The organism is Mesorhizobium sp. WSM3862, assembly GCF_002294985.1.
Classification (GTDB): domain Bacteria; phylum Pseudomonadota; class Alphaproteobacteria; order Rhizobiales; family Rhizobiaceae; genus Mesorhizobium.
Genome location: NZ_NSGE01000001.1, coordinates 279,666 through 301,735 on the forward strand (window position 1 = coordinate 279,666; position 22,070 = coordinate 301,735).

At 63.6% G+C, this 22,070-nt stretch carries 25 protein-coding genes and 1 pseudogene; 17 read left to right on the forward strand and 9 right to left on the reverse strand.

Features of this window, described 5'->3' with window-relative positions; translation table 11 throughout:
* Positions 1–53: 53 nt before the first annotated feature.
* On the reverse strand, positions 54–890 hold the full coding sequence (locus CK224_RS01410; RefSeq protein ID WP_095780562.1) for an AraC family transcriptional regulator: 837 nt from the start codon (positions 888–890) through the stop codon (positions 54–56).
* Between the two features lie 85 nt (positions 891–975).
* On the opposite strand from CK224_RS01410, the gene CK224_RS01415 reads away from it, so the two are divergent.
* The 3 genes from CK224_RS01415 (at position 976) to CK224_RS01425 (ending at position 2,637) form a co-directional block, all read left to right on the forward strand.
* A complete protein-coding gene (locus CK224_RS01415; protein WP_095780563.1) occupies positions 976–1,506 on the forward strand; it encodes a hypothetical protein in 531 nt (176 codons plus the stop codon).
* A 32-nt stretch (positions 1,507–1,538) separates the two neighbouring features.
* Positions 1,539–1,916, forward strand: coding sequence for a VOC family protein (locus tag CK224_RS01420; protein ID WP_095780564.1), 378 nt, complete (start codon positions 1,539–1,541; stop codon positions 1,914–1,916).
* A 91-nt stretch (positions 1,917–2,007) separates the two neighbouring features.
* Positions 2,008–2,637: a MarC family protein gene (locus CK224_RS01425; RefSeq protein WP_066992466.1), complete on the forward strand. Its 630-nt coding sequence runs from the start codon at positions 2,008–2,010 to the stop codon at positions 2,635–2,637.
* Between the two features lie 17 nt (positions 2,638–2,654).
* On the opposite strand, the gene CK224_RS01430 is transcribed toward CK224_RS01425, so the two are convergent.
* The 3 genes from CK224_RS01430 to CK224_RS01440 form a co-directional block, all read right to left on the reverse strand.
* Positions 2,655–3,080, reverse strand: a complete 426-nt coding sequence (locus CK224_RS01430; protein WP_095777762.1) for an OsmC family protein — start codon at positions 3,078–3,080, stop codon at positions 2,655–2,657.
* Positions 3,081–3,184: 104 nt separating this feature from the next.
* Positions 3,185–3,583, reverse strand: coding sequence for a DUF2306 domain-containing protein (locus CK224_RS01435; RefSeq protein WP_066992460.1), 399 nt, complete (start codon positions 3,581–3,583; stop codon positions 3,185–3,187).
* 34 nt (positions 3,584–3,617) lie between these two features.
* The gene (locus CK224_RS01440; protein WP_067319755.1) at positions 3,618–4,136 is read right to left on the reverse strand and encodes a single-stranded DNA-binding protein; all 519 of its coding nucleotides are present in this window, start codon (positions 4,134–4,136) and stop codon (positions 3,618–3,620) included.
* Between the two features lie 194 nt (positions 4,137–4,330).
* On the opposite strand from CK224_RS01440, the gene CK224_RS01445 reads away from it, so the two are divergent.
* From CK224_RS01445 to CK224_RS01485, 9 genes are all read left to right on the forward strand, one after another.
* A complete protein-coding gene (locus CK224_RS01445) occupies positions 4,331–4,711 on the forward strand; it encodes a cupin domain-containing protein (RefSeq protein WP_066992456.1) in 381 nt (126 codons plus the stop codon).
* 44 nt (positions 4,712–4,755) lie between these two features.
* Positions 4,756–5,070, forward strand: a complete 315-nt coding sequence (locus tag CK224_RS01450) for a metalloregulator ArsR/SmtB family transcription factor (protein ID WP_067319753.1) — start codon at positions 4,756–4,758, stop codon at positions 5,068–5,070.
* On the forward strand, positions 5,067–5,558 hold the full coding sequence (locus tag CK224_RS01455) for an SRPBCC domain-containing protein (protein WP_095780565.1): 492 nt from the start codon (positions 5,067–5,069) through the stop codon (positions 5,556–5,558). Before CK224_RS01450 ends, CK224_RS01455 begins: the two co-directional genes overlap by 4 nt.
* A 23-nt stretch (positions 5,559–5,581) precedes the next feature.
* Positions 5,582–6,187 carry an ATP-dependent Clp protease proteolytic subunit gene (locus CK224_RS01460; protein WP_095780566.1) on the forward strand — a complete coding sequence of 202 codons (606 nt, stop codon included), beginning with the start codon at positions 5,582–5,584 and terminating at the stop codon, positions 6,185–6,187.
* A gap of 81 nt (positions 6,188–6,268) precedes the next feature.
* On the forward strand, positions 6,269–6,535 hold the full coding sequence (locus CK224_RS01465) for a hypothetical protein (protein WP_245425705.1): 267 nt from the start codon (positions 6,269–6,271) through the stop codon (positions 6,533–6,535).
* A 749-nt stretch (positions 6,536–7,284) separates the two neighbouring features.
* Entirely contained in the window at positions 7,285–10,206 is a 2,922-nt protein-coding gene (uvrA, locus tag CK224_RS01470; protein ID WP_095780567.1) for an excinuclease ABC subunit UvrA, read from the forward strand.
* A 35-nt stretch (positions 10,207–10,241) separates the two neighbouring features.
* Positions 10,242–10,706 (forward strand): GNAT family N-acetyltransferase, encoded by a 465-nt coding sequence (locus CK224_RS01475; RefSeq protein ID WP_095780568.1) that lies wholly within the window; start codon positions 10,242–10,244, stop codon positions 10,704–10,706.
* 30 nt (positions 10,707–10,736) lie between these two features.
* Complete coding sequence (locus CK224_RS01480; protein ID WP_095780569.1) at positions 10,737–11,540, forward strand: DUF72 domain-containing protein; 804 nt, start codon at positions 10,737–10,739, stop codon at positions 11,538–11,540.
* A gap of 207 nt (positions 11,541–11,747) precedes the next feature.
* Positions 11,748–12,002 carry a hypothetical protein gene (locus tag CK224_RS01485; protein ID WP_095780570.1) on the forward strand — a complete coding sequence of 85 codons (255 nt, stop codon included), beginning with the start codon at positions 11,748–11,750 and terminating at the stop codon, positions 12,000–12,002.
* 108 nt (positions 12,003–12,110) lie between these two features.
* Here the strand turns inward: CK224_RS01485 and CK224_RS01490 are convergent, their stop codons facing one another.
* Complete coding sequence (locus CK224_RS01490; RefSeq protein ID WP_082953673.1) at positions 12,111–12,287, reverse strand: hypothetical protein; 177 nt, start codon at positions 12,285–12,287, stop codon at positions 12,111–12,113.
* A gap of 354 nt (positions 12,288–12,641) precedes the next feature.
* Positions 12,642–12,975, reverse strand: a pseudogene (locus CK224_RS32430) (ATP-binding cassette domain-containing protein); the annotation flags it as partial.
* A 265-nt stretch (positions 12,976–13,240) separates the two neighbouring features.
* Between CK224_RS32430 and CK224_RS01500 the strand changes: the two are divergent.
* Entirely contained in the window at positions 13,241–13,633 is a 393-nt protein-coding gene (locus CK224_RS01500; protein WP_066992768.1) for a hypothetical protein, read from the forward strand.
* A 96-nt stretch (positions 13,634–13,729) separates the two neighbouring features.
* Here CK224_RS01500 and CK224_RS01505 read toward each other — a convergent pair whose 3' ends face one another.
* Positions 13,730–14,437, reverse strand: coding sequence for a purine-nucleoside phosphorylase (locus tag CK224_RS01505; protein ID WP_066992426.1), 708 nt, complete (start codon positions 14,435–14,437; stop codon positions 13,730–13,732).
* 176 nt (positions 14,438–14,613) lie between these two features.
* Positions 14,614–17,193 (reverse strand): PAS domain-containing sensor histidine kinase, encoded by a 2,580-nt coding sequence (locus CK224_RS01510; RefSeq protein ID WP_095780571.1) that lies wholly within the window; start codon positions 17,191–17,193, stop codon positions 14,614–14,616.
* 208 nt (positions 17,194–17,401) lie between these two features.
* Between CK224_RS01510 and CK224_RS01515 the strand changes: the two genes are divergently transcribed.
* Positions 17,402–18,112 carry a flagellar biosynthetic protein FliO gene (locus tag CK224_RS01515; RefSeq protein ID WP_095780572.1) on the forward strand — a complete coding sequence of 237 codons (711 nt, stop codon included), beginning with the start codon at positions 17,402–17,404 and terminating at the stop codon, positions 18,110–18,112.
* 84 nt (positions 18,113–18,196) lie between these two features.
* On the opposite strand, the gene dksA is transcribed toward CK224_RS01515, so the two are convergent.
* The gene (dksA, locus tag CK224_RS01520; protein WP_040972254.1) at positions 18,197–18,613 is read right to left on the reverse strand and encodes an RNA polymerase-binding protein DksA; all 417 of its coding nucleotides are present in this window, start codon (positions 18,611–18,613) and stop codon (positions 18,197–18,199) included.
* Between the two features lie 252 nt (positions 18,614–18,865).
* Between dksA and CK224_RS01525 the strand changes: the two genes are divergently transcribed.
* From CK224_RS01525 to CK224_RS01535, 3 genes are all read left to right on the forward strand, one after another.
* Positions 18,866–19,369, forward strand: coding sequence for a histidine phosphatase family protein (locus tag CK224_RS01525; RefSeq protein ID WP_095780573.1), 504 nt, complete (start codon positions 18,866–18,868; stop codon positions 19,367–19,369).
* A 63-nt stretch (positions 19,370–19,432) separates the two neighbouring features.
* Complete coding sequence (locus tag CK224_RS01530) at positions 19,433–20,902, forward strand: YcjX family protein (protein WP_095780574.1); 1,470 nt, start codon at positions 19,433–19,435, stop codon at positions 20,900–20,902.
* Positions 20,899–21,978 (forward strand): YcjF family protein, encoded by a 1,080-nt coding sequence (locus tag CK224_RS01535; protein WP_095780575.1) that lies wholly within the window; start codon positions 20,899–20,901, stop codon positions 21,976–21,978. Before CK224_RS01530 ends, CK224_RS01535 begins: the two co-directional genes overlap by 4 nt.
* Positions 21,979–22,070: the final 92 nt, after the last annotated feature.

Here is a 22,070-nt window from a genome sequence, read left to right on the forward strand (position 1 = left end):
GGCCGAAGCCACACTTTGAGCTCGCAGGCCAAGTCGATCTCGAACGGCCTTGGCTAATGCCCGCGTCCGCCCGCCCGTTTGCAGCGGTAGGCGCCGGGCGCTTCTCCCATCTCGCGCCGGAACCTCCGGTTGAAGGTCGAAAGGTCGTTGAAGCCGGCATCGAAAGCAATTGTCGAGATCGCTTCGTTCGACGCGCACAGCCGCACCGCGGCCCGATGCAGCCTGGTCCTCAACAGGAACTGATAGGGCGTCATGCCGGCGACATGACGGAACGTGCGCAGGAAATGATACGGGCTGGTCGCCGTGCCGTCGGCGAGTTCGGTCAGCGAAAGCGGGCGATCGGCGTTGAGCTCGATCAAACGCACCGCCTCGGCTACGCGTTTCTGGTCGCGGGGGCTGGGTGTCCGGGCAACCTCGGACGAATTGGCCGCAGCCCCGACCACCGCGCAGGCAATGCGCAGACCGAGTTCCTCGAACGCCTCGCCGTCGCCCGTTTGCTGCGCCGCCTCCGCTTGCGCCAGCAACGGCGCCAGCACCGGCAAGGGCGGCAGGCGTGGGTCGGCAAAGCCGAGCCGGCTTGCGCCCGGCACATCGGCGACGACGCGCTCCATATAGGCCGGCGAAAAATGGAAGGAGAGGCAGCGGTCGCCCGCGCCGTGCTCGTGGCCGCACTCGTAGCAGGCGCCCGGATTGCCGAGCAGGATGGCGCCTGGAGCAAGCATTGCCGTGCCCTGGCGCGTCCGGTAGCGGAACGTGCCCCTGGTCACGGCGGCGACGCAGAAACCGCGATGCTGTTCTTCAAACGGGCGGTCGCCGGCGCGAGCCGTGCAGATCACGTCGGATACCTGCCAGCCATGCCCTGAGGCCAGGTTTTTCTCAGTCGTCGCCATCGCCGAAAAATAGCAATTTTTCCCAAGCCCAGAACCCCGCCATGCCCCTATTGCTCCGCCTCTCCTGACAAACGAGGCAGCAACCATGACCGATCCCTTTGCCGAAGCCCTGCACAGCGACGCTCCCAATCCGGATCTCGCCGAAAAGCTGAAACTCTACGGCCGTTTCATCGGCGCCTGGACGTTCGACGCCACGCGCACGCTGGAGGACGGCACCAGGCTAACCGGGCGCGGCGAGGTGCATTTCGGCTGGGTTCTGGAGGGCAAGGCGGTCCAGGACGTCTGGATCCTGCCGGCGCGGAATGCCGGGGTGCAAGCCTCTCTCGGGCCATGGACCTTCTACGGCATGACGTTGCGCGTCTACGACCCCGGTGCGGACGCCTGGCATATCTTCTGGAGCGATCCGCGCAACCAGTATTACAGCCGCCAGCTCGGCCGCGCCGAAGGCGACACGATCGTGCAGATCGGCGCCGACGGCACCGGCTCCTCGGTGCGCTGGAGCTTTTCGCACATCACCGAGAACGCCTTCCGCTGGCTTGGCGAGCGTTCGCATGACGGCGGCAAAACCTGGCGCATGGAGGTCGAGTTCCTGGCGCGGCGCTCGACTCCAGCCTGACCGATCAACCACCTGTAATCATGGAGAAAACGATGCTTGACCATATCTCGATCGGCGTCCGCGACTGCGACGCCTCGAAACGGTTCTACGACGCCGCTTTGGAGCCCCTCGGCTACTCGTGCCTCAGCCAGTCACCCGGCTCGCTCGGCTACGGCGCCAAGACCGTAGAACTCTGGGTCAACGAGGCCGGCCGGCCGGTCCCGGCCGACGCGCACTCCGGCCTGCATTTCTGCTTTGCCGCACCGACACGCGCCGGCGTCGACGCTTTCCATGCGGCGGCCTTGCTTGCGGGTGGCAAGGACAATGGCCGGCCCGGCCTGCGCGCCGCCTATGGCGACAACTACTATGCCGCCTTCGTAATCGACCCCGACGGCTACCGGCTCGAGGCTTATTGCAGCAAAGCTGAATAGCCGGCTGAAATCCTCCCGTCCTGTTCCCACCGCTCCCGCTTTGCTCTACGAATGCAGGGCTTGGGCTTCGCCAGGCGGGAGGGGACCAGCGATGCCGAGCTTCGACACCCTGTTCAACGCCTTCGTCACCATCCTGGTGACCATCGATCCGCCCGGGCTGGCACCGCTCTTCCTCGCCGTCACGCGTGGCATGAACCGGGACGAGCGCCAGCAGGTCTCGGTGCGAGCTTCGGTGATCGGCTTTCTGGTGATGGCGTTGTTCGCCGTAGCCGGCGCGTCGATCCTGTCGGTGTTCGGCATCACGCTGCCGGCCTTCCGCGTCGCCGGCGGCTTCCTGCTTTTCTTCATCGCCTTCGAAATGGTGTTCGAGCGCCGTCAGGACCGCAAGGAGAAGATCGGCGACGTCGCCATCACCAAGGACATGATCCACAACATCGCCGCCTTTCCGCTGGCGATCCCGCTGATCGCCGGTCCCGGCGCGATATCGGCGACAGTGCTGCTGTCAGGACACTTCGAGGGCTTTGCCGCGCAAGCGGCGCTGGTCGGCATCATCGCGATCTGTCTTGTGCTCACCTTTCTGGTGTTCGTGCTGGCAGAGCGCATCGACCGCATCCTCGGCCAGACTGGCCGCTCGATCCTGACGAGGCTGCTCGGCGTCATCCTGGCGGCGCTTGCGGTGCAGTTCGTCGCCGACGGCGTCAGGGCGCTGATGGCTGCCTGAGCAGCATCCCTACTGCCTTATTTCACTGCTGTATCGACCACCTCGAAATCATGCGTGACGGCCGCCGTCTTGGCCATCATGGCGGTGGCCGAGCAGTATTTCTCGATCGACAGGTCGATCGCCCTTTTCACCTTGTCGCGCGACAGCGCGCGACCCTTGACGATGAAATGCATGTGGATGCGGGTGAAGACGCGCGGTTCCGTCTCGGCACGATCCGCGTCCAGCTCGACCACGCAGTCCTCGACCGCCTCGCGACCTTTTTCGAGGATATGGACCACGTCGTAGGCCGAGCAGCCGCCGGTGCCGATCAGCACCAGCTCCATTGGGCTCGGCCCTGGCGTCCGGCCTTCCGGCCCATGCGCCGTGCCCAGCACGACTTTGTGACCGCTGCCGGACTCGCCGACAAAGGTGCGTTCCTCAACCCATTTGACGCGTGCTTTCACGATGATCTTCCTTAGACGCTGCTTTGCAAGCGGACTATCGCCGCAACTATCAACTATAGGCAATTCCCGACGGAAAACCGCGACGCACTTTCGCTGGAAATTGTTTATTGGCCGAATACGACCGTGTGCATGATGCGGCCGGGCACCAACGTGAAGATGCCGGCGCCGATCAGCGCAAATAGGTAGAGCTTGATCATGGCGCTGCGATGCGCGGCCACTTTATGGGTGTGCGCATACCAGACCGCCAGCGGGGCGGTGACAACCACCAGGATCGACAGGATGTGGATCGGGCTGAACGGCCCGATCAGGCGTATCTGCTGGATCCAGAAGCTCGAGACGGCGACGACCAGCATCAGCGCGGCCCAGGCATAGCCCAAGACGCGGTGGCGTGTCGTGCCTTTCGGCAATGCCAGTTGCGCCCCGCCTATCGCCAGCGCGGCGAAGGCGGCGAACGCGTGCCATGGAATGGGAGGAGGCGCTGTCAGCAACGGTCCGAGCGACATCGCGCCTTCCCCTCAAACGACGATTGCGAGACCTTCAGAACGGAATCTCGTCATCCAGCTCGCGCGACGAACCACCGCCACCGCCCCTGGAACCGCCACCGCCGCCACGGCTGAAGCCTTCGTTCGGGCCCGACTGGCCGAAATCGGAACCCCGGCTGTTGCCGCCGCCGGCATAACTGCCGACCTGGCCGCCGCCTTCGCCGCGCGCGTCGAGCATCTGCAGCTCGCCACGGAATTTCTGCAGTACGACCTCGGTCGTGTAGCGATCGTTGCCGGTCTGGTCCTGCCATTTGCGCGTCTGCAGCTGGCCCTCGACATAGACCTTCATGCCCTTCTTCAAATACTGCTCCGCCACCTTGGCGAGCTGGTCGTTGAAGATGACGACATTGTGCCACTCCGTCTTTTCCTTGCGCTCCCCGGAATTCTTGTCGCGCCAGCTTTCCGACGTGGCGATGCGGATGTTGACGACCGGGTCGCCCGAATTCAGGCGGCGGATTTCAGGGTCCGCCCCGAGATTGCCGACCAGAATGACCTTGTTGACGCTACCCGCCATCGTACTTCTCCGCGCTCATCCGAAACAAATTTTAAGTCGCTCACCTTACAGCCTGCGGTTCGCCCATGCCCGCGAAGGCTGGCTTTTCCCACAAGGTTTTTGTTCTCTTTTCGTTCTAGTCTTGACCGCTGTTTCTGTCAAGGAATGTCAGCAACAGGTAGTATTCCTGAGCAGGAAACAAAGGGGACATCGGAATGAACGTTGTTTCGCATGAGGATCAGCCGCGCGAAACGTGGCGCGCCGGGGTCGAAACCCGCATGCATGTTGCCGCCGCCAATGGCGCGGCGGGCCTTTGCATATTCGAGCAGTGGGTCGGACCGGGTTCCGGCGCACCAACGCATGCGCATAAAGTCGAGGAAGTACTGACGGTGATTGCCGGCGAAGCCGAAATGTGGGTCGACGACCGACGGGCCGTGCTTGCCGCCGGGCAGTCCCTGATCATCCCCGCGCACCGCAAGCATGGCTTTCGAAACGTGGCTTCCGGCACGCTTCACATCCATGCCGTGCTCGCATCGCCAATCTTCGAGGCAAGCTTCGACGGAGCGGCGGAGCCGGTGAGACGCTGGACGGCCTAAAACGGCGCTTGCCAAACCAATAAGTATCGACTTATGCTTTGCGCATGATCGAAGCAGAGATTTTCCGGGCCCTGGCCGATCCGACACGCCGCGCCGTCTACGAGCGGCTCGCGGCCGGCGAATTGACGGTGTCCGAGCTGCGCGCCGGCGTGAGCGTGTCGCAGCCGGCCGTCTCGCAGCATCTTGCCGTGCTGCGCGGCGCCGGACTGGTGATCGAGAGGCGCGCCGGTCGCAACGCCTATTACCGCGCCGACCCTCAAGGGCTCGATCCCTTGCTCGGCTGGATCGAACGCTACCGCGCCTTCTGGCCGGAGCGCATCGAGCGTTTGAAGCGGGTTCTAAAGGAAATGGACCAATGACGACTACCAAACACCCGGCAGCGGCCAACGCGCCGCTCAGCTTCGAATGCGAGCTTCCCGATCCGCCGGAAAAAGTCTGGCGGGCGCTCACCGAGCCGGAACTGCTCGCCGCCTGGCTGATGCCCAACGACATCAAGCCAGCGATCGGCGAGCGCTTTGCCTTTGCCGGACCAAACGCGCCGATCGAGTGCGAAGTGCTCGAGGCCGAGCCCGGCAAGCTGCTGCGCTATTCCTGGCGCGAGCGACCGGGCGTGGACGCTGCCGACCGGCTACCGGCATTCGACGGTCCCATCTTCGACAGCATTGTCACCTTCACGCTCGCGCGCACGGTTTCCGGCGGCACGCATCTCAGCATCGTCCATGATGGTTTCGCGACGGTCGCGCAACCTGTCGTCGCCGTTTCCGGCGCCGGCTGCGGGATTTCGCTCCACGCGCGCAAGAGCCCAGCTGCCGCCAACGCGCCAAGCATGATGCTGCGCGCGGCTTGACTAAAGGACCGAGGAGATCTGCGATGAGCGCCTTTGCCAATCTCGTGCCGATGGTGATCGAGCAGTCGAGCCGCGGCGAACGCGCCTTCGACATTTTCTCGCGGCTGCTGCGCGAACGCATCGTTTTCATCAACGGTGAGATCAATGACGGCGTGTCGGCGCTGGTCTGCGCGCAACTCCTGTCGCTGGAATCGGACCATCCCGACAAGGAGATATCGATCTACATCAACTCGCCGGGCGGCGTGGTGACCAGCGGCTTCGCCATCTACGACACTATGCAGTACATCTCCTGCCCGGTGTCGACGGTGTGCATGGGCTTTGCCGCCTCGATGGGTTCATTCCTGTTGATGGCAGGCTCGCCCGGTCGGCGCATCGCGCTGCCCAACACCAGGATCGTGCTGCATCAGCCGCTCGGCGGCTTCCAGGGCCAGGCCTCCGATATCCAGCGCCATGCCGAGGACATCCTGCGCACCAAGCGCCACATGACGGAGCTTTACGCCAAGCATTGCGGCCGGAGCTATGACGAGGTCGAGCGCACGCTCGACCGCGACTATTTCATGACCGCCGAGGAAGCAAAGGCGTGGGGCCTCGTCGACCATGTCTACGATACGCGCAAGAAGGCGGCCTGACCGCGCGGCAAATTGATTGCCGCGCGGCTGGCCTCGCCGCCGGCGCGCCTCTATAGTTCGCGCATGATCCGAGCGCGTTCCTTGACGAATCTGGGTATTGCCGTTGTCGCAGTCGCCGGCGTGCTTGCGGTCGGCACCGCCGCTTTTGCCGACGACAATTCGACACAAAAACTGCCCGGCGTGAGCAGCGACTACCGTATCGCCAAGCCCGCGCCGCAGCCCGAGCCTGACGACGCACTGCCAGCCGGCAGCAACGGCACGTTCAAGATCGGCGACACCGATGTCAGGATTTCGGGCAGCATAACCATCGACATGGCAACGGGCGGCATCAGGCCTCCCAACCACTGAAGCTTACCCCGCATTGCGGACGCCGGCGACGGACCTCCGACTCGCAAAATGCAAGCCCCGCCACTGCTTCCGCAGGTGGACGGGGCTTTCATGGATCTGAAACCCAATTTTAGCCGGGAGTGGACTGCCGGCGTTCTGTTTCGGATGCAACGCGGCTTTCAGCCGACGATCCGACTATGGTCTCTGATTGTAGGAATCGGCAGGTCACGTTTTTCGGGTGGCGCTCACGCCTACCCTGGCACTATGCCCGCCGCGGCTCCATCGCTTCGTGGAGCCTCAAGGGACTGTCCGGTGGCGTCATGCTCCGCTCCTGGTCCGTTGTGGCAATGTCGTCCGAAGCGCAAATCGCTGAAGCCTGCGGCGTCTCGCAGGCCACCTCTGGGTGACGAGGCCATCGACAGACGGCCGGCTTCGTTGACGCCTTTGAGACTGCCCCCATGGGTCCGAGACGTCAACCGTTGAAGAGCCGGTTACAGAAAAATGTGATCGCTTGGAGGTTACGTCCAGGTAAGTCGAATGCCTTCGACTGATCGGTCGCGACGGTTTTTGCAGCCGCTGTTTCCACAGCGCTTTGTCAGGAGGGTGTTCGGCCTTTGTTCTTTCCGCTTGCCCGCTCGCGCGAAAGGCGGTTAAACGCTTTGGTCGAGATTGTGGCGTCTCTCGACGCGGCGACGAGATTACCTACATAGGGGATGGCCGGGACAAACCCGCCAATCCAGCAAATTCCAGACCTGAGGCGGCGACCGGCGATGGCCGACCAAAAATATCTTTCCATTCGCGGCGCGCGCGAACACAATCTCAAGAATGTCGATCTCGACCTGCCGCGCGACAGCCTGATCGTCATGACCGGCCTGTCGGGGTCCGGCAAGTCATCGCTTGCCTTCGACACCATCTATGCCGAGGGTCAGCGTCGCTATGTCGAAAGCCTTTCGGCCTATGCCCGCCAGTTCCTGGAAATGATGCAGAAGCCGGACGTCGACCAGATCGACGGCTTGTCTCCCGCCATCTCGATCGAGCAGAAGACGACATCGCGCAACCCGCGCTCGACAGTCGGCACCGTCACCGAAATCTACGACTATATGCGCCTGCTCTTCGCCCGCGTCGGCATTCCCTATTCGCCGGCCACCGGCCTGCCGATCGAAAGCCAGACGGTCAGCCAGATGGTTGACCGCGTGCTGGCGCTGGACGAGGGCACGCGTCTCTACCTGCTGGCGCCGATCGTGCGCGGCCGCAAGGGCGAATACCGCAAGGAACTTCTGGAGCTGCAGAAGAAGGGTTTCCAGCGCGTCAAGGTTGACGGCGTCTTCTACGAGATCGCCGACGTGCCGGCGCTGGACAAGAAATACAAGCACGACATCGACGTGGTCGTCGACCGCATCGTCGTTCGCGGCGATCTGGCGACGCGGCTTGCGGATTCGATGGAGACGGCGCTGAAGCTCGCCGACGGTCTTGCCGTGGCCGAGTTCGCCGACAAGCCGCTCGACGCCAGCCAGACGGGCGAGGACTCGGTCAACAAGTCGAAGAACGAGACGCATGAGCGCATCATGTTCTCGGAAAAATTCGCCTGCCCGGTGTCCGGCTTCACCATTCCCGAGATCGAGCCCAGGCTGTTCTCCTTCAACAATCCGTTCGGCGCCTGCCCGACCTGCGACGGCCTCGGCAGCCAGCGCGCCATCGACGCCAACCTCATTGTGCCGGACGAGAATGTCTCGCTGCGCGACGGCGCCATCAGCCCGTGGGCGAAATCGACCTCGCCCTATTACGCGCAGACGCTTGAGGCCTTGGGCAAGGCCTATGGCTTCAAGCTCGGCGACAAGTTCAAGGATCTGAGCGCCGAGGCGCAGCAGGCGGTGCTGCACGGCACGGGCGAGCGCGAGATCACCTTCCAGTATGACGACGGCCTGCGCTCCTACAAAACGACCAAGACTTTCGAGGGCGTCATCCCCAACCTCGACCGGCGCTGGAAGGAAACGGAATCGGCCTGGATGCGCGAGGAGATCGAGCGCTTCATGTCGGCCACCCCCTGCCCCGCCTGCAACGGCTACCGGCTGAAGCCGGAAGCGCTCTCGGTCAAGATCGCCGGCAGGCACATCGGCGAGGTCACGGAGCTGTCGATCCGCAAGGCCGACCGGTGGTTCACCGATCTGCCGGCGCAGCTCAACGAGAAGCAGAATGAGATCGCCGTCCGGGTGCTGAAGGAAATCCGCGAGCGCCTGCGTTTCTTGAACGATGTCGGCCTCGACTATCTGACGTTGTCGCGCAATTCCGGCACGCTGTCGGGCGGCGAGAGCCAGCGCATTCGTTTGGCTTCGCAGATCGGCTCCGGCTTGACGGGCGTGCTCTACGTGCTGGACGAGCCGTCTATCGGTCTGCACCAGCGCGACAATGCCCGCCTGCTCGATACGCTGAAGCACCTGCGCGACATCGGCAACACGGTGATCGTCGTCGAGCATGACGAGGACGCCATCCTGCATGCCGACTATGTCGTCGATATCGGCCCCGCCGCCGGCATCCATGGCGGTGAGATCATCGCGCAAGGCACGCCGCAGCAGATCATGGCGACGCCCGCCTCGATCACCGGCAAGTATTTGTCGGGCGAGCTCGAGGTCGCGACGCCGGCGGTGCGCCGCGAGGCGAAAAAGAACCGGCGTATCAAGGTCATCGGCGCGCGCGGCAACAATTTGAAGAACGTCACGGCGGAGATCCCGCTCGGCACTTTCACCTGCGTCACCGGCGTCTCCGGCGGCGGCAAGTCGACCTTCCTGATCGAGACGCTGTTCAAGGCGGCCTCACGCCGCATCATGGGCTCGCGCGAGCATCCGGCCGAGCATGATCGCATCGAAGGCCTGGAGTTCCTCGACAAGGTCATCGATATCGACCAGTCGCCGATCGGCCGCACGCCACGCTCCAACCCCGCCACTTATACCGGCGCCTTCACGCCGATCCGCGATTGGTTCGCCGGTCTGCCGGAGGCTAAGGCGCGCGGCTATCAGCCGGGCCGTTTCTCCTTCAACGTCAAGGGCGGCCGCTGCGAGGCGTGCCAAGGCGACGGCGTCATCAAGATCGAGATGCACTTCCTGCCCGACGTCTACGTCACCTGCGACGTCTGCCATGGCAAGCGCTACAACCGCGAGACGCTGGACGTGCTGTTCAAGGGCAAGTCGATCGCCGACGTGCTCGACATGACGGTGGAGGAAGGCGTCGAGTTCTTCTCGGCGGTGCCCGGCGTGCGCGACAAGCTCGAGACGCTGAAGCAGGTCGGGCTCGGCTACATCCATATCGGCCAGCAGGCGACGACGCTCTCAGGCGGCGAGGCGCAGCGCATCAAGCTGGCCAAGGAACTGTCGCGCAAGGCGACCGGGAAGACGCTCTACATCCTCGATGAGCCGACCACCGGCCTGCATTTCCACGACGTCGCCAAGCTTCTCGAAGTGCTGCATGAGCTGGTCGACCAGGGCAACACGGTGGTGGTGATCGAGCACAACCTCGAAGTCATCAAGACCGCCGACTGGGTGCTCGACCTCGGCCCCGAAGGCGGCGACGGCGGTGGCGAGCTGGTAGCCTCCGGCACGCCGGAAGCGATCGTGCGCGAAAAGCGCAGCTACACCGGCCAGTTCCTGAAGGAGCTTCTGGAGCGGCGCCCCGGGGGCAAGCGCGAAGCGGCCGAGTGAGCGAGTGGGCCGGCAAGCGTTTGGAACAGTCTCAAATGAAGATCAGGCAGGCGCTTACAGGTGATCTCCAAGCTGTCGTCGCGATAACCACGGACGCCTACGCCCCCTACACCGCCCTGTTCGGCGCCCCGCCGATCCCGGTGACCGAGGACTATGCGCCACGTATTACGCGCGGAGAGGTCTGGCTGCTGGAGGATGGTTCCGATCTGGCCGGGCTGCTTGTCCTCGAGCGGCACGACGATCATGCCATGATCTTCAGCGTTGCCGTTTCGCCGGCCTTCCAGGGCAGGAGACTCGGCATCGCGCTGCTCGACTTCGCCGACGAACAGGCGCGGTCATGGGGCGTGCCGGAGGTGCGCCTCTACACCAATTCGCGCATGGAGCGGAACATCGCGCTCTATTCGGCTTACGGCTATCGGGAAACGGGTCGCCGCGCCAACCCATACCGGCCAGGATGGATATTGGTCGACATGGCCAAGCCGGTCGACAAAGCAGCCTGAGCCGCATTCAAAACTCGGAGGAGGAAGACGATGAGCCAAGGAAAGATCCGCTCCGGCATGGGCGGCTGGACCTTCGAGCCCTGGGACACCTCCTTCTATCCGGACAAGCTCGCCAAGGCCAAGCAGTTGCACTATGCCAGCCGCCAGGTGCCGAGCATCGAGGTCAACGGCACCTATTATTCCAGCTTCAAGGAGCCGACCTTCGTCAAGTGGGCGAACGATACGCCGGACGGCTTCGTCTTTTCGCTCAAGGGCAACCGCTTCGTCACCAACCGCCGCGTGCTTGGCGAGGCCGGGGAATCGATAATGCGCTTCCTCGGCTCGGGCATTGTCGCGCTCGGCGACAAGCTGGGACCGATCCTGTGGCAGTTCGCGCCGACGAAGAAGTTCGACGCGGACGATCTCGAGGCCTTCCTGAAGCTGCTGCCCGACAAGCAGGACGGCGTGCCGCTGCGCCATGCGCTCGAAGTGCGGCATGACAGCTTCATTGTGCCGGAATTTCCGGCTCTGGCGCGCAAATACAATGCCGCCATCGTCTATGCCGACCACGCCAAATATCCGGCGATCGCCGACGTCACCGGCGATTTCGTCTATGCCCGCCTGCAAACCGGCAGCGACGACAATCCCGATTGCTACACGCCGAAAGGGCTCGACGAATGGGCGGGCCGCGTCAAGACCTGGGCGGAAGGCGGGCAGCCGGCCGACCTGCCGCGCGCCGATCCCAAGACCGACGCGCCGGTCAAGCCGCGCGACGTGTTCGCCTATTTCATAAGCGAGGGCAAAGTGCGCGCGCCATTCGGTGCCATGGCACTGATGAAGCGGGTCGCCGCCTAAACTGCCGCGGCTCTTTGTTGGAACGCCCGAAGTTTGCCCGGCGCGGAACGCCGTCGGCGGTTGGCTTGTCGGAACCTGCCGGCCATCTTGACCGTTCTGTCCCAGCCGATCGCAAGGTCGGCCGAGGGTTATCTCGCCGAAAGATCGGTACGGCGACCTCGCGAAACGCTCGCCACATCCCGCAGCGTCGGAAAGGAGCGAGGGAAGATGACCGTTATCCTTGGTGCGTTGCTTACCATCGCAGGCGTCGTCTACATGGCAGGCGCCACTTTGAGGCGCGGACGCCTGAGTGACCCGGCATCTACAGCGCCGGACCGTCCGGCGCCGAACCTGGCAACACCAGGCCCCACACTGGAGCCGCGGCGACGCGGACTCCGTTTCCTCGGCCTGTTTCAGAATTGGCCAGGTCTGGTGATGATGGCGGTCGGCATCATACTGCTGTTGTCGGTGTTCGTCATCTGACCTTACGGAATGTCGGAGTCTTCGCTCGCAGCCGCGTGCTCGACATCCACCGCAGCGCCTGAAGCTCAGAGCAATTCCGGAACGGTTGAAGTCTTGCTGCTCAAACCGTCAGTGGTGCCCGATCACTTCGTTATAGGCGTCGAGGTCGACGTAAAAAACCTTGGTTATTTCGCCGAGCAGATCATCCTCGTCGTAGCCCTGCGACATCAGGATGTTGATCGCCGTCATGATATCGACCCGCTCGGTCAGCCGCCGCTTCTGATAGTCCTCGACAAAACGTTCCATCGCCTTCCCCTGGCAAGCTTTTGTTGGACGCATCGACCGACAATCACTGCGGGGAAAGCTAGGCAGGCTTGCTTGCGCGGACCTTGCGGGCGGAGCCCGCGCCATCCCCCTTCATCTCGACTGATACGGAAAGAGCCCGACTCACCAAGGCCATGAAAAGACTAGCATGCGCTATTGGTCGCGCCAGAGCCGTCGAACACTTCGTCATCCTTCCGCGTAACGACTCGAACCGGAGCGAAGACCCAAGGATCCATTCCGTTACTTGGAAGCGTCATTAACGGTGCATAATCCGCAATGATCTAGGCGTCCGCACGAGGAATCTATTCTGCATCGCGAGACCGGCGACGGCGTGCGTAGCTTCGGCCGCTTCACCAGCGCCCGCCCGAGTGGCGAGCTGCCGCTGGTCACCGCACAGGTCGCCGCCGCGCCGCGAAGGCATCTGCCTCAGCACCGCAAACACCTCGAAGACATGCGAAGGAATGTTGCGGTCGCCGCGCCGAAGCGGCGCGAAGCCGGACTTCAGATTTTCGAGGACCGTGAGCAGCGGAGAAATCTCCCTGCCCTGCGGCACGATGCGATGCCCGACCGGGCGCGGTCATACGCCGCGCTCCGGTCGAGCGCCTTCCCCTCGAAGGCAACCCTTCCGCTCGTCAACCGGTGATGGTTGACGATCCGATCTCATCAAACTTGGTTGCAAGCGACGTGCCAAACGCGGACGCATGCGGGGATCAGGAGAAATAGTCATTAAATACAAACACTTAGCGCTTGAAAAGCGAATAAAACGACGCCGATCAAGCACCCTGGGTTTGAGAAAACGTTGCGCAACTCTGCCTAGATTTTGCCCAAATTATGAAATTGCCCAATGCTTAATCTCGTCTCCCTGCCGGCACTCGCCGGCCAGTTGCGGGGCAGCGGCAAAATGGGGCAAGGTCGCCGCCGAAATGAGCGACCGCATGGCCTTCCCGATTCGCATTCTTCTGAGCTTGCTGCTTCTTGCGTCGGCCGTGGGCAAGGCCCGCGCGGACTTCGCCGAAGGCAAGCTTCCGGACGGCGTCTATCATTGCGAGGTCTATCTGCTCGGCCTCTTCATCAATCTCGGCGACATCACCATCAAGGGCAATGTCTATAGCGGCCCAGTGACCTTCGGCACGTCGGGAACCTACAACTACCAGATGGACGCCAATGGCGAGATCAGCTGGCTCGGCCCGCTCGGCGGCTATACGAGCGGCGGCAACTCGATCTCGCTGACACAGGCGACGCTCGACGATCCAGGCGCTCCCTCCTTCGACATCATCATGAAGCAGCAGGACGGCGCCTTTACCGCCTCCACCTGCACGAAACATTGATCGAACAAGGAACTTCGCTTCGATGCTGCGCACAACCTGCCGCTTTATCTGCGGGTCGCCGGCCGACAGCCGAGGGGCAGTTGAAGCGGAAACCGCCTAAGCAGTGACCGCGACTTCCAGTGCCAGGCGGGTCATGTCGGTGAACAGCGCCTGGCGTTCGGAATACTCGGTCTGCTCGTCGGCGGCGACGTGGTCGACCACGGTCAGCAGCGATAGGGCGCGCGCGCCGAACTGCGCCGAGATGCGGTAGAGCGCGCTGGTTTCCATATCGACCGCCAGCGCGCCGAGCGCCCTGGGCTCGTCGAAGCGGGCGCGGCCATCGGGATGATGGAAGATGTCGCTGCAGACGGTCAGGCCGGCGCTGCAGGCAATGCCGAGATCGGCGGCCCGCTGCAGCGCCAGCGCATGGAGCGCCTCATCGGGGCCGGCCGGCTGGTAAAGTCCGAACACCTGCCCGCTGATCGGGCCCTCGGCGCGCACGGCGCTTGAAACGACCAAGCCCCGCAGCGGAACGTCGTCCGACAATGCGCCGCATGTTCCTGTGCGGATCAGCGTCTTCACGCCATGATAGTCCAGCAACTCATGGGCATAGATCAGGAAAGAAGAGACGCCGATGCCGGTTGCCTGGATGCTGACCGGCTTACCGCGGAAACGGCCGGTGAAGCCGAGGGCGCCCCGACGGAGATTGATGCAGCGCGGCGCCTCCAGAAAAGTTTGCGCCATCCACTGCGCGCGCTCGGGGTCGCCCGGCAGCAGCACCGTTTCGGCATAATCTCCCCTGCCCGCCTCGATGTGCGGCGTCACGCGCTATCACCCCCATGACAGGACCCATCCGATCGCCATCATGGCAGGCTCGCTGCAATGTGCAAGCGATAGCTGTTTAAGACATGTCGCCTAAAAGGGCGCAGCGCTTTTGGGGAAACGACCTGCATCAAGCAATGATCTGAAGCGCGTCGCCTGATCTGCTTCACCGATGCGCTTTAAGATTCCAGCACGTCTTTGACGATCGTCGCCAGTTGCTTGAGCGAGAATGGTTTGGGCAGGAAGCCGAAATGCGCGTCGGCCGGCAGGTTTTTGGCAAAGGCGTCCTCGGCATAGCCGGAAACGAAGACGAATTTTATGTCCGGCTGGCGCTTGCGCAATTCGCCGAGCAGCGTCGGCCCGTCCATTTCCGGCATCACCACATCGGACACGACGATGTCGACCTTGCCGCCGAGTGCCTCGAAGACCTCCAGCGCCTCGACGCCGGAGGAAGCCTCGTGAACGGTGTAGCCGCGCGAAGTCAGCGCCCTCACGCCGCCCATGCGAACGGCGTCCTCGTCCTCGACCAGAAGCACGGTCGCCGAACCTGAGAGGTCCTTCGCCGTGTCGGCCGGCTTGGCTGCAGCTGCCGCCGCCGCAGTGTCGGCAGGCTCGCTCGCCTTCTTCACCTCCGTCACGTGACGCGGCAGGAAGATCCGGAACACCGTGCCCTTGCCGACTTCGGAATCGCAGTAGATGAAGCCGCCGGTCTGCTTGATGATGCCATACACCATCGAGAGGCCAAGGCCCGTTCCCTTGCCGACCTCCTTTGTGGTGAAGAACGGCTCGAATATCTTCTTCAGCACCTCCGGCGCGATGCCGCTGCCCGTGTCCTCGACCTCGACCAGCACATAATCGGCCGGGATAAGCTCGCGATACGGGAACGATTTGCACTCCTCGGCCATGACGTTGCGGGTGCGCACGGTAAGATCGCCGCCGGTGGGCATCGCATCGCGCGCGTTGACGGCGAGATTGACCACCACCTGCTCGAATTGGCCGATGTCGACCTTGACCGGCCACAGATCGCGCCCGTGGTCGATCTTCAGCCTGATGTCGTTGCCTACCAGGCGGGCAAGCAGCATGCGCAGATCGGCAAGCACATCGGTCAGGTTGAGAACTTCCGGCCGCAAGGTCTGCTTGCGCGAGAAGGCCAGCAACTGCCTGACAAGCGACGCCGCCCGGTTGGCGTTCTGCTTGATGTTCATGATGTCGGGGAAGGACGGGTCCGACGGCCGGTGGTTGGTGAGCAGGAGGTCCGACGCCATGATGATGGCGGTGAGCACGTTGTTGAAGTCGTGCGCGATGCCGCCGGCAAGCTGGCCGACCGCCTGCATCTTCTGGCTCTGCGCCATCTGGCCCTCGAGCGCCTTCTGCTCGGTAGTCTCGACGGCGTAGACGATGGCCGATTCCTCAGCACCCTCGCTACCGGCGCCGTCGGCGACCGCATTCACGTAGAAGCGGATGTGGCGCTCCTCATGGCCGGGCAGCAACGAGTCGATCGGCTCGATATTGGCCTGCCGCTGCCGCGCCTTCTCGAAGGCGGCGGCGAAGGCCGGCCGGTCGCGTTCATGCACCACGCTCTCGAAACGCACACGCCGGTCGACAGCGTCCCGGTCGACGACGGACGAAAACAGCGACAGGAACGGCGCATTGGTGCGCAGGATGCGCCCGCCGGCATCGACGCCGGCTATCGCCATCGGTGTCGAGTTGAAGAAACGCGTGAAGCGCACCTCCGAGGCGCGCAGGTCGGCGGACGCGTCCTCACCCTGGGTGCGGTTGAGCACGATGGTGCGCGTCGGCCCGTTCACTCCTTCGCGGCTTGCCGAAACGCGGTGCATGAAGCGGACCGGCAGTGCCTGGCCGCTCATTGTCGTCAGATCAAGGTCGATGACGGCGTTGCGCGTGGCGCCGGGATCAGCCTTGACCGAGCGGACGAGCGCCATGCCGTCGCCGGCGACGATCTCCGGCAGCGTGACCGCGCCCGGGGTGAAGCTGGCAAGGTCGATGCCCAGCCATTCGGCAAGCGTCGCATTGATATAGGTGACGCGGCCTTCCTGGTCGGCCGAGAAGAAGCCTGCGGGCGCGTGGTCGAGATGGTCTATCGCCTTTTGCAGGTCGAGGAAGAAACGCTCCTGTTCCGCCCGCTCCTGCGAGATGTCTGCGATCTGCCAGGCAAGCATCGGCAGCCGCTGGCCCGGCACGTTGAAGGCGCGGGCGCGGACGCGGTACCAGCGCGCGCCCGGCTCGGCCCCAGGCTTGATCGATTGCGCCAGGCGGAATTCACCGTCGCCGGCCTGGCCGTCGCGCAGGCCGGACGCCAGCCGGTAGATGGTCATTGAAGCCTCGGGGACGTCCGAAAGCAGCCCCTCGACCGTCTTGAGGTCGGCCGCCGAAGCGGCACCCGTCATCTCGGCATAGGCCCGGTTGGCGTAGATTACGCGACCCTTGGTGTCGGTGACCAGGAGGCCTTGCGACATTGAATCGACGAACGCTTTGGACAGCTCGTCTCCGGTTGAACGCGGCGCGATCTGCACGAAGCCGATCGCCGTCGCGAACAGAAAGCCGACGCCGATCATGGCGAGCACGCCAAGCATGCCGAGCAGGAACGGATCGCCGAGGCGCTCGCGGAACAACCCGAAGACGACCGCCGCGCCGGTCAAAACGACGATGAAGATGATGAGCCTGGCGATGGCGCCCGGACGCGTGTTTTGGTCGACGATCGGTACCGGATAGAAATCGCCGCGCGTTTCCTTGGCCATGTGCCCCCTGCTCGTGATTCCGATGCCCCGACACCCCCGAACGGCCGGTTGAATCACATTCTCCTGTAGCGGAAAAGGCCCGGACGGCAAATGTCCGATAAAATCAACGATTCATGTTTCAAACTGTTCACGATGGGTGATGTCGCCTTGCGGAGGCTAGTCCCTAAGGTCTAGTGTCGCGTCACTTCAAAGGCGATTGGGTGCACCGATGCTGCAGTGGCTGGATAGCGTAGCGGGGCCGGGTTACGTCGCTGCAATTCTATGGACGTTCGCGGCCCTTGTTCTGCTGGTCGTGGTCCTGCTCGTCATCAAGGTAGTCCGCAACCTGACTTTCGGCACCTTCGTTGCCGGAGGCCGGAATCGCAAGACACGGCTCGCCGTCATGGACGCCACCGCTGTCGACAGCCACCGCCGGCTGGTGCTGGTGCGGCGCGACGATATCGAACACCTCATCCTGATCGGCGGCCCGACTGATGTCGTGGTCGAGCGCGACATAAGGCTGGCAGCACCTCGCCGCCCGGCGCTGACCGGAGACAGCGGCCAGCAGCAGACCGCCGCGCCGCGCCCGCGGGCGCCTCAGCCCGCACCCGCCCCGGCCCGGCAGCCGACCGCACCGGCGCCGGCTCCCGTGGGCGAGCCCGTGTCGCGCCCGCGCGCGGCGCCCCCTCCGGCAAAGCCGCTGGTACCGCCTCCCCCGGCCGCGAAAGTCATGCCGCTCCCTGCGTATGGGACGAATGGCACTGGCCGGCAGGCCCCGCCGCAGCCCTCCAACGACTCGATCGACGACACACTGATGCACGAGCTCGAGGCATCGTTGGAGGAGTCCCATTCCAAACCGGCAAGCAAGCCGGCGGCGAAGCCCTCGCTCGATGACGAGATGACCAAGCTTCTCGGCGAGCTGGCCAGCCACAAACGCTGACCCCCAAAGGATTGCCGCTCAAAAAAGAAAATGGCCGGAAAGATCCGGCCATTTTCGCAAAACCTGCGTCTGTCCCAACCCGCGTCAGTCGTCGCGGTAGACCTTCTCGCGGCGTTCGTGGCGCTCCTGCGCCTCGATCGACAGCGTCGCGATCGGGCGGGCGTCGAGCCGCTTCAGCGCGATCGGCTCGCCGGTTTCCTCGCAATAGCCATAGGTGCCTTCGTCGATGCGCTGCAGCGCGGAGTCGATTTTCGAGATGAGCTTGCGCTGGCGATCGCGGGCGCGCAGTTCGATGGCTCGGTCGGTTTCGGAAGAGGCGCGGTCGGCTAGGTCGGGATGGTTGGCGTTTTCTTGCTGGAGGATTTCGAGTGTTTCACGCGCTTCGCGAAGGATGTCATTCTTCCATGTGATAAGCTTCTGGCGGAAGTATGATTTCTGCCGTTCGTTCATGAACGGCTCGTCTTCGGAGGGTACGTAATCGGCGGTAACGATGTCGTTCATTCGACTCACCCAACAACCCCAAATTTGGCGCCTATATATTCGCGGACAAGGGGCTGCACAAGCGGAAACAATAACAGTTTCACGCATTTGTTAGTCTTAGCAGCAGGCATTCGCGGCGGCCATTTCTCAACGGTCGAGATCGAATTCATCAGCGATTCGGCGCGGTTGCGCGTCCTATGCCATTGTGCACGACACCGTTCTGGTGACTAATCGCCAAAACGCTCAGCGTATTCAACATAAAGGGGGAGCCGGTTGAGCAGACTTTATCTGTTGAGGCATGCCAAGGCCGGATGGGCGCTGCCCGGTGTTCGTGACTTCGATCGTCCGCTCGACGAATCGGGCATGGCCGACGCTGAGGCGATGGGTGACGCCATGCGGGCCCGCGACTACGTGCCGGATGTCACGCTCTGCTCCAACGCCAAGCGAGCACGGCAGACCCTGGAAGGCCTTGCGGGCCGCACCGACACCGGCCGGGTGCTGTTCTTCGACACACTCTACAGCGAAGATGCCGCCGGTTACCTCGAAATCATTCGTAATAACAGCGGGGCCGGCTCATTGCTGGTGATCGGCCACAATCCGATGACCGAGGACCTAGCCATGGCGGTGTCGGGCGACGGCGATGAGACCGCGCGAGGCATGCTCAACCACGGCTTTCCCACTTCCGGACTCGCCGTCGTGCGTTTTCCCGGCAATCTCGGTGAAGCAGGCCAAGGCCGTGGTTATCTCGAGGCCTTTCTCAGTCCCGCCGATCTCTGACACCATTTCAAACGCCTTGCCCAAGGCTTATATCGGGCCCTGACGGGCGACCCAGAGGCAGATTTGGCATCATCGCTGACCACTTTCACCGACGAGGCGAGGATTGCGCTCGACACGTTGTCGGGCCGGGCCGCCGGGCTCTTCTCCCCATCCCTGCGACTGGGCGTCACCGGCCTCTCCCGTGCCGGCAAGACGGTGTTCATTTCCGCTCTCGTGCATAACCTTATCCATGGCGGGCGGCTGCCGCTGTTCGAAGCGCAAAAATCGGGCCGCATCGCCCGCGCCTTGCTCGAGGAGCAGCCGGACGACGCCGTCCCGCGCTTCCAGTACGAGGACCATGTCGCGGCCCTGGTCGACGACCGTGTCTGGCCGGATTCGACGCGCGCCATTTCAGAGCTGAGGCTGACCATCGAATACGAGTCGGCCTCCGGCTGGAACCGGCTGTTTTCGGCCGGAAAGCTGTCGATCGACATCGTCGATTATCCCGGCGAATGGCTGCTCGACCTCCCGCTGCTCGGTAAATCTTTCGCCGATTTTTCGCGCGAGGCGGTGGAGCTGGCCGCCCTACCGGTCCGCTCCGACCTGTCACAGGCGTGGCAGGAGCTGGCCTCCTCGGTCGATCCGGACACAGACGCGGACGAGATGACGGCGCGCCGTCTCGCCGAAAGCTTCGCCGCCTATCTCAAGGCTTGCAAGCTCGACGAACGTGCGCTGTCGACGCTGCCGCCGGGTCGTTTCCTGATGCCGGGCGATCTCGAAGGCTCGCCGGCGCTGACCTTCGCGCCGCTGATGAAATTGTCCGAACGGCGCCGCCCCGGATCGCTGCAGGCGATGATGGAGCGCCGCTACGAGGCCTACAAGACGCATGTCGTAAAACCATTCTTTCGCGAGCATATTACCCGTCTCGACCGCCAGATCGTGCTGATAGACGCCATGCAGGCGCTCAACGCCGGCCCGGCCGCCATGGCCGACCTCGAACGGGCCGTCACCGAAATCCTCTCCTGCTTCCGACCCGGGCGGAGCAATTTCGTCACCGACCTGTTTTCGAGGCGCATCGACCGCATACTGGTGGCGGCGACCAAAGCCGACCAGTTGCACCACGAAACCCATGACCGGCTGCAGGCGATCGTGCGCCGCCTGGCCGACCGCGCGGTCGCGCGGGCCAATTTCGGCGGCGCCGATGTCGATGTGGTCGCCATGGCGGCGGTGCGCTCGACCCGCGAGGGCTTCGTGAAGCAAGGCCGCGAGACATTGCCGGTGATCATCGGCACGCCCTTGAAAGGCGAGAAGATCAACGGCGAGACATTCGACGGCAAAGCCGAAACAGCCATATTTCCCGGCGACTTGCCGGAAAAGGTCGATCCCGTGTTCGACGTTTCCCGGCAGCAGGCGGAAAACAATGAACCGGCGATCCGTTTCGTGCGCTTTCGTCCGCCGAAGCTCGAGCGGACGGCCGAAGGCGTCACGCTGTCTTTGCCGCATATTCGCCTCGACCGCGCGCTTCAGTTCCTGATCGGAGATCGTTTGGCATGAATCCGCCCCGCAAACCGGCGGCCTTCCGCATCGAGCCCGAGCCCGCGCCGCGGCACGAGGCGCCGCAGAAGCATCGCGCCGAACAGCCCGTGCGCAGGCCACCCGCCGCCAGGGCCGATGTCGCCGTGGTCATTCCCTCGGAGATCGACGTTTTCGACCAGCCGGATATCGAGCAGGCCCCGCCGCCACCGGCGACCTCTGCAAGGAAGCGCTCACTGCTGGCACGCCTGTTTTTCGGAGCTTTCGGCGTGCTTGTCTCGCTCGCGGTCGGCTTGTGGACGGATCAGCTCATCCGTGACCTTTTCGCGCGCGCCGAATGGCTGGGCTGGCTGGCGGCCGGCATGGCGGCCATCGCGCTTTTGTCGCTGCTTATCGTCCTGATCCGCGAGTTCCTCGCCATCGCACGCCTCGCTGAGGTCGAGAAACTACAGCGACGGGCCGTGGATGCGGTTGCGCGCGACGACCCCAAGGCCGCGCGCGCTTTGGTCGACGAGCTTTCCGCCTTTGTCGCAGCTAAACCGGAGACCGCGGCCGGCCGCCGCTCGCTCGCCGAATTGCGCGGCGAGATCATCGATGGCGCCAATCTGGTGCGGCTCGCCGAAACCGAGATCCTGTCGCCGCTCGATGCCCGCGCCAAGATGATGATCCTGGAGGCCGCGAAGAGGGTCTCGCTGGTGACGGCGGTCAGCCCGCGCGCGTTGGTCGACGTCGCCTATGTCGTGTTCGAAGCCGGCAGGTTGATCCGGCGCCTGTCGGAACTTTATGGCGGCCGTCCCGGTACGCTGGGCTTCTTCCGCCTGGCGCGCGGTGTGCTCGCCCATCTCGCGGTGACCGGCTCGATCGCCGTCGGCGACAGTTTCGTGCAGCAGATCGTCGGCCACGGCCTTGCCGCGAAGCTCTCGGCAAAGCTTGGTGAAGGCGTCGTCAACGGCATGATGACGGCGCGCATCGGCATCGCGGCGATGGAAACGACGCGCCCGCTGCCGTTCATTGCGGTAAAGCGACCGGGGCTAGGCGATTTCCTCTCGGCATTGACCTCGTTCGCGTCGCGAAAGGATGGCCAAAGCGAGCAGTAAGGTAAATGCAGAAACGGTCGCCAGTGACGAAGCATTAACCAATCTTCTTCATGGTCACTCTGGTTCCAACAGCAGACTCGTTCGTGCCGGGT

Excerpts from the sequence above, each read along its gene's own strand:
- CK224_RS01410 (WP_095780562.1), bottom strand. The coding sequence starts at position 890 with ATGGCGACGACTGAGAAAAACCTGGCCTCAGGGCATGGCTGGCAGGTA.
- CK224_RS01415 (WP_095780563.1), top strand. The coding sequence starts at position 976 with ATGACCGATCCCTTTGCCGAAGCCCTGCACAGCGACGCTCCCAATCCG.
- CK224_RS01420 (WP_095780564.1), top strand. The coding sequence starts at position 1,539 with ATGCTTGACCATATCTCGATCGGCGTCCGCGACTGCGACGCCTCGAAA.
- CK224_RS01425 (WP_066992466.1), top strand. The coding sequence starts at position 2,008 with ATGCCGAGCTTCGACACCCTGTTCAACGCCTTCGTCACCATCCTGGTG.
- CK224_RS01435 (WP_066992460.1), bottom strand. The coding sequence starts at position 3,583 with ATGTCGCTCGGACCGTTGCTGACAGCGCCTCCTCCCATTCCATGGCAC.
- CK224_RS01440 (WP_067319755.1), bottom strand. The coding sequence starts at position 4,136 with ATGGCGGGTAGCGTCAACAAGGTCATTCTGGTCGGCAATCTCGGGGCG.
- CK224_RS01445 (WP_066992456.1), top strand. The coding sequence starts at position 4,331 with ATGAACGTTGTTTCGCATGAGGATCAGCCGCGCGAAACGTGGCGCGCC.
- CK224_RS01450 (WP_067319753.1), top strand. The coding sequence starts at position 4,756 with ATGATCGAAGCAGAGATTTTCCGGGCCCTGGCCGATCCGACACGCCGC.
- CK224_RS01455 (WP_095780565.1), top strand. The coding sequence starts at position 5,067 with ATGACGACTACCAAACACCCGGCAGCGGCCAACGCGCCGCTCAGCTTC.
- CK224_RS01460 (WP_095780566.1), top strand. The coding sequence starts at position 5,582 with ATGAGCGCCTTTGCCAATCTCGTGCCGATGGTGATCGAGCAGTCGAGC.
- uvrA (WP_095780567.1), top strand. The coding sequence starts at position 7,285 with ATGGCCGACCAAAAATATCTTTCCATTCGCGGCGCGCGCGAACACAAT.
- CK224_RS01475 (WP_095780568.1), top strand. The coding sequence starts at position 10,242 with ATGAAGATCAGGCAGGCGCTTACAGGTGATCTCCAAGCTGTCGTCGCG.
- CK224_RS01480 (WP_095780569.1), top strand. The coding sequence starts at position 10,737 with ATGAGCCAAGGAAAGATCCGCTCCGGCATGGGCGGCTGGACCTTCGAG.
- CK224_RS01485 (WP_095780570.1), top strand. The coding sequence starts at position 11,748 with ATGACCGTTATCCTTGGTGCGTTGCTTACCATCGCAGGCGTCGTCTAC.
- CK224_RS01490 (WP_082953673.1), bottom strand. The coding sequence starts at position 12,287 with ATGGAACGTTTTGTCGAGGACTATCAGAAGCGGCGGCTGACCGAGCGG.
- CK224_RS01500 (WP_066992768.1), top strand. The coding sequence starts at position 13,241 with ATGGCCTTCCCGATTCGCATTCTTCTGAGCTTGCTGCTTCTTGCGTCG.
- CK224_RS01510 (WP_095780571.1), bottom strand. The coding sequence starts at position 17,193 with ATGGCCAAGGAAACGCGCGGCGATTTCTATCCGGTACCGATCGTCGAC.
- CK224_RS01515 (WP_095780572.1), top strand. The coding sequence starts at position 17,402 with ATGCTGCAGTGGCTGGATAGCGTAGCGGGGCCGGGTTACGTCGCTGCA.
- dksA (WP_040972254.1), bottom strand. The coding sequence starts at position 18,613 with ATGAACGACATCGTTACCGCCGATTACGTACCCTCCGAAGACGAGCCG.
- CK224_RS01535 (WP_095780575.1), top strand. The coding sequence starts at position 20,899 with ATGAATCCGCCCCGCAAACCGGCGGCCTTCCGCATCGAGCCCGAGCCC.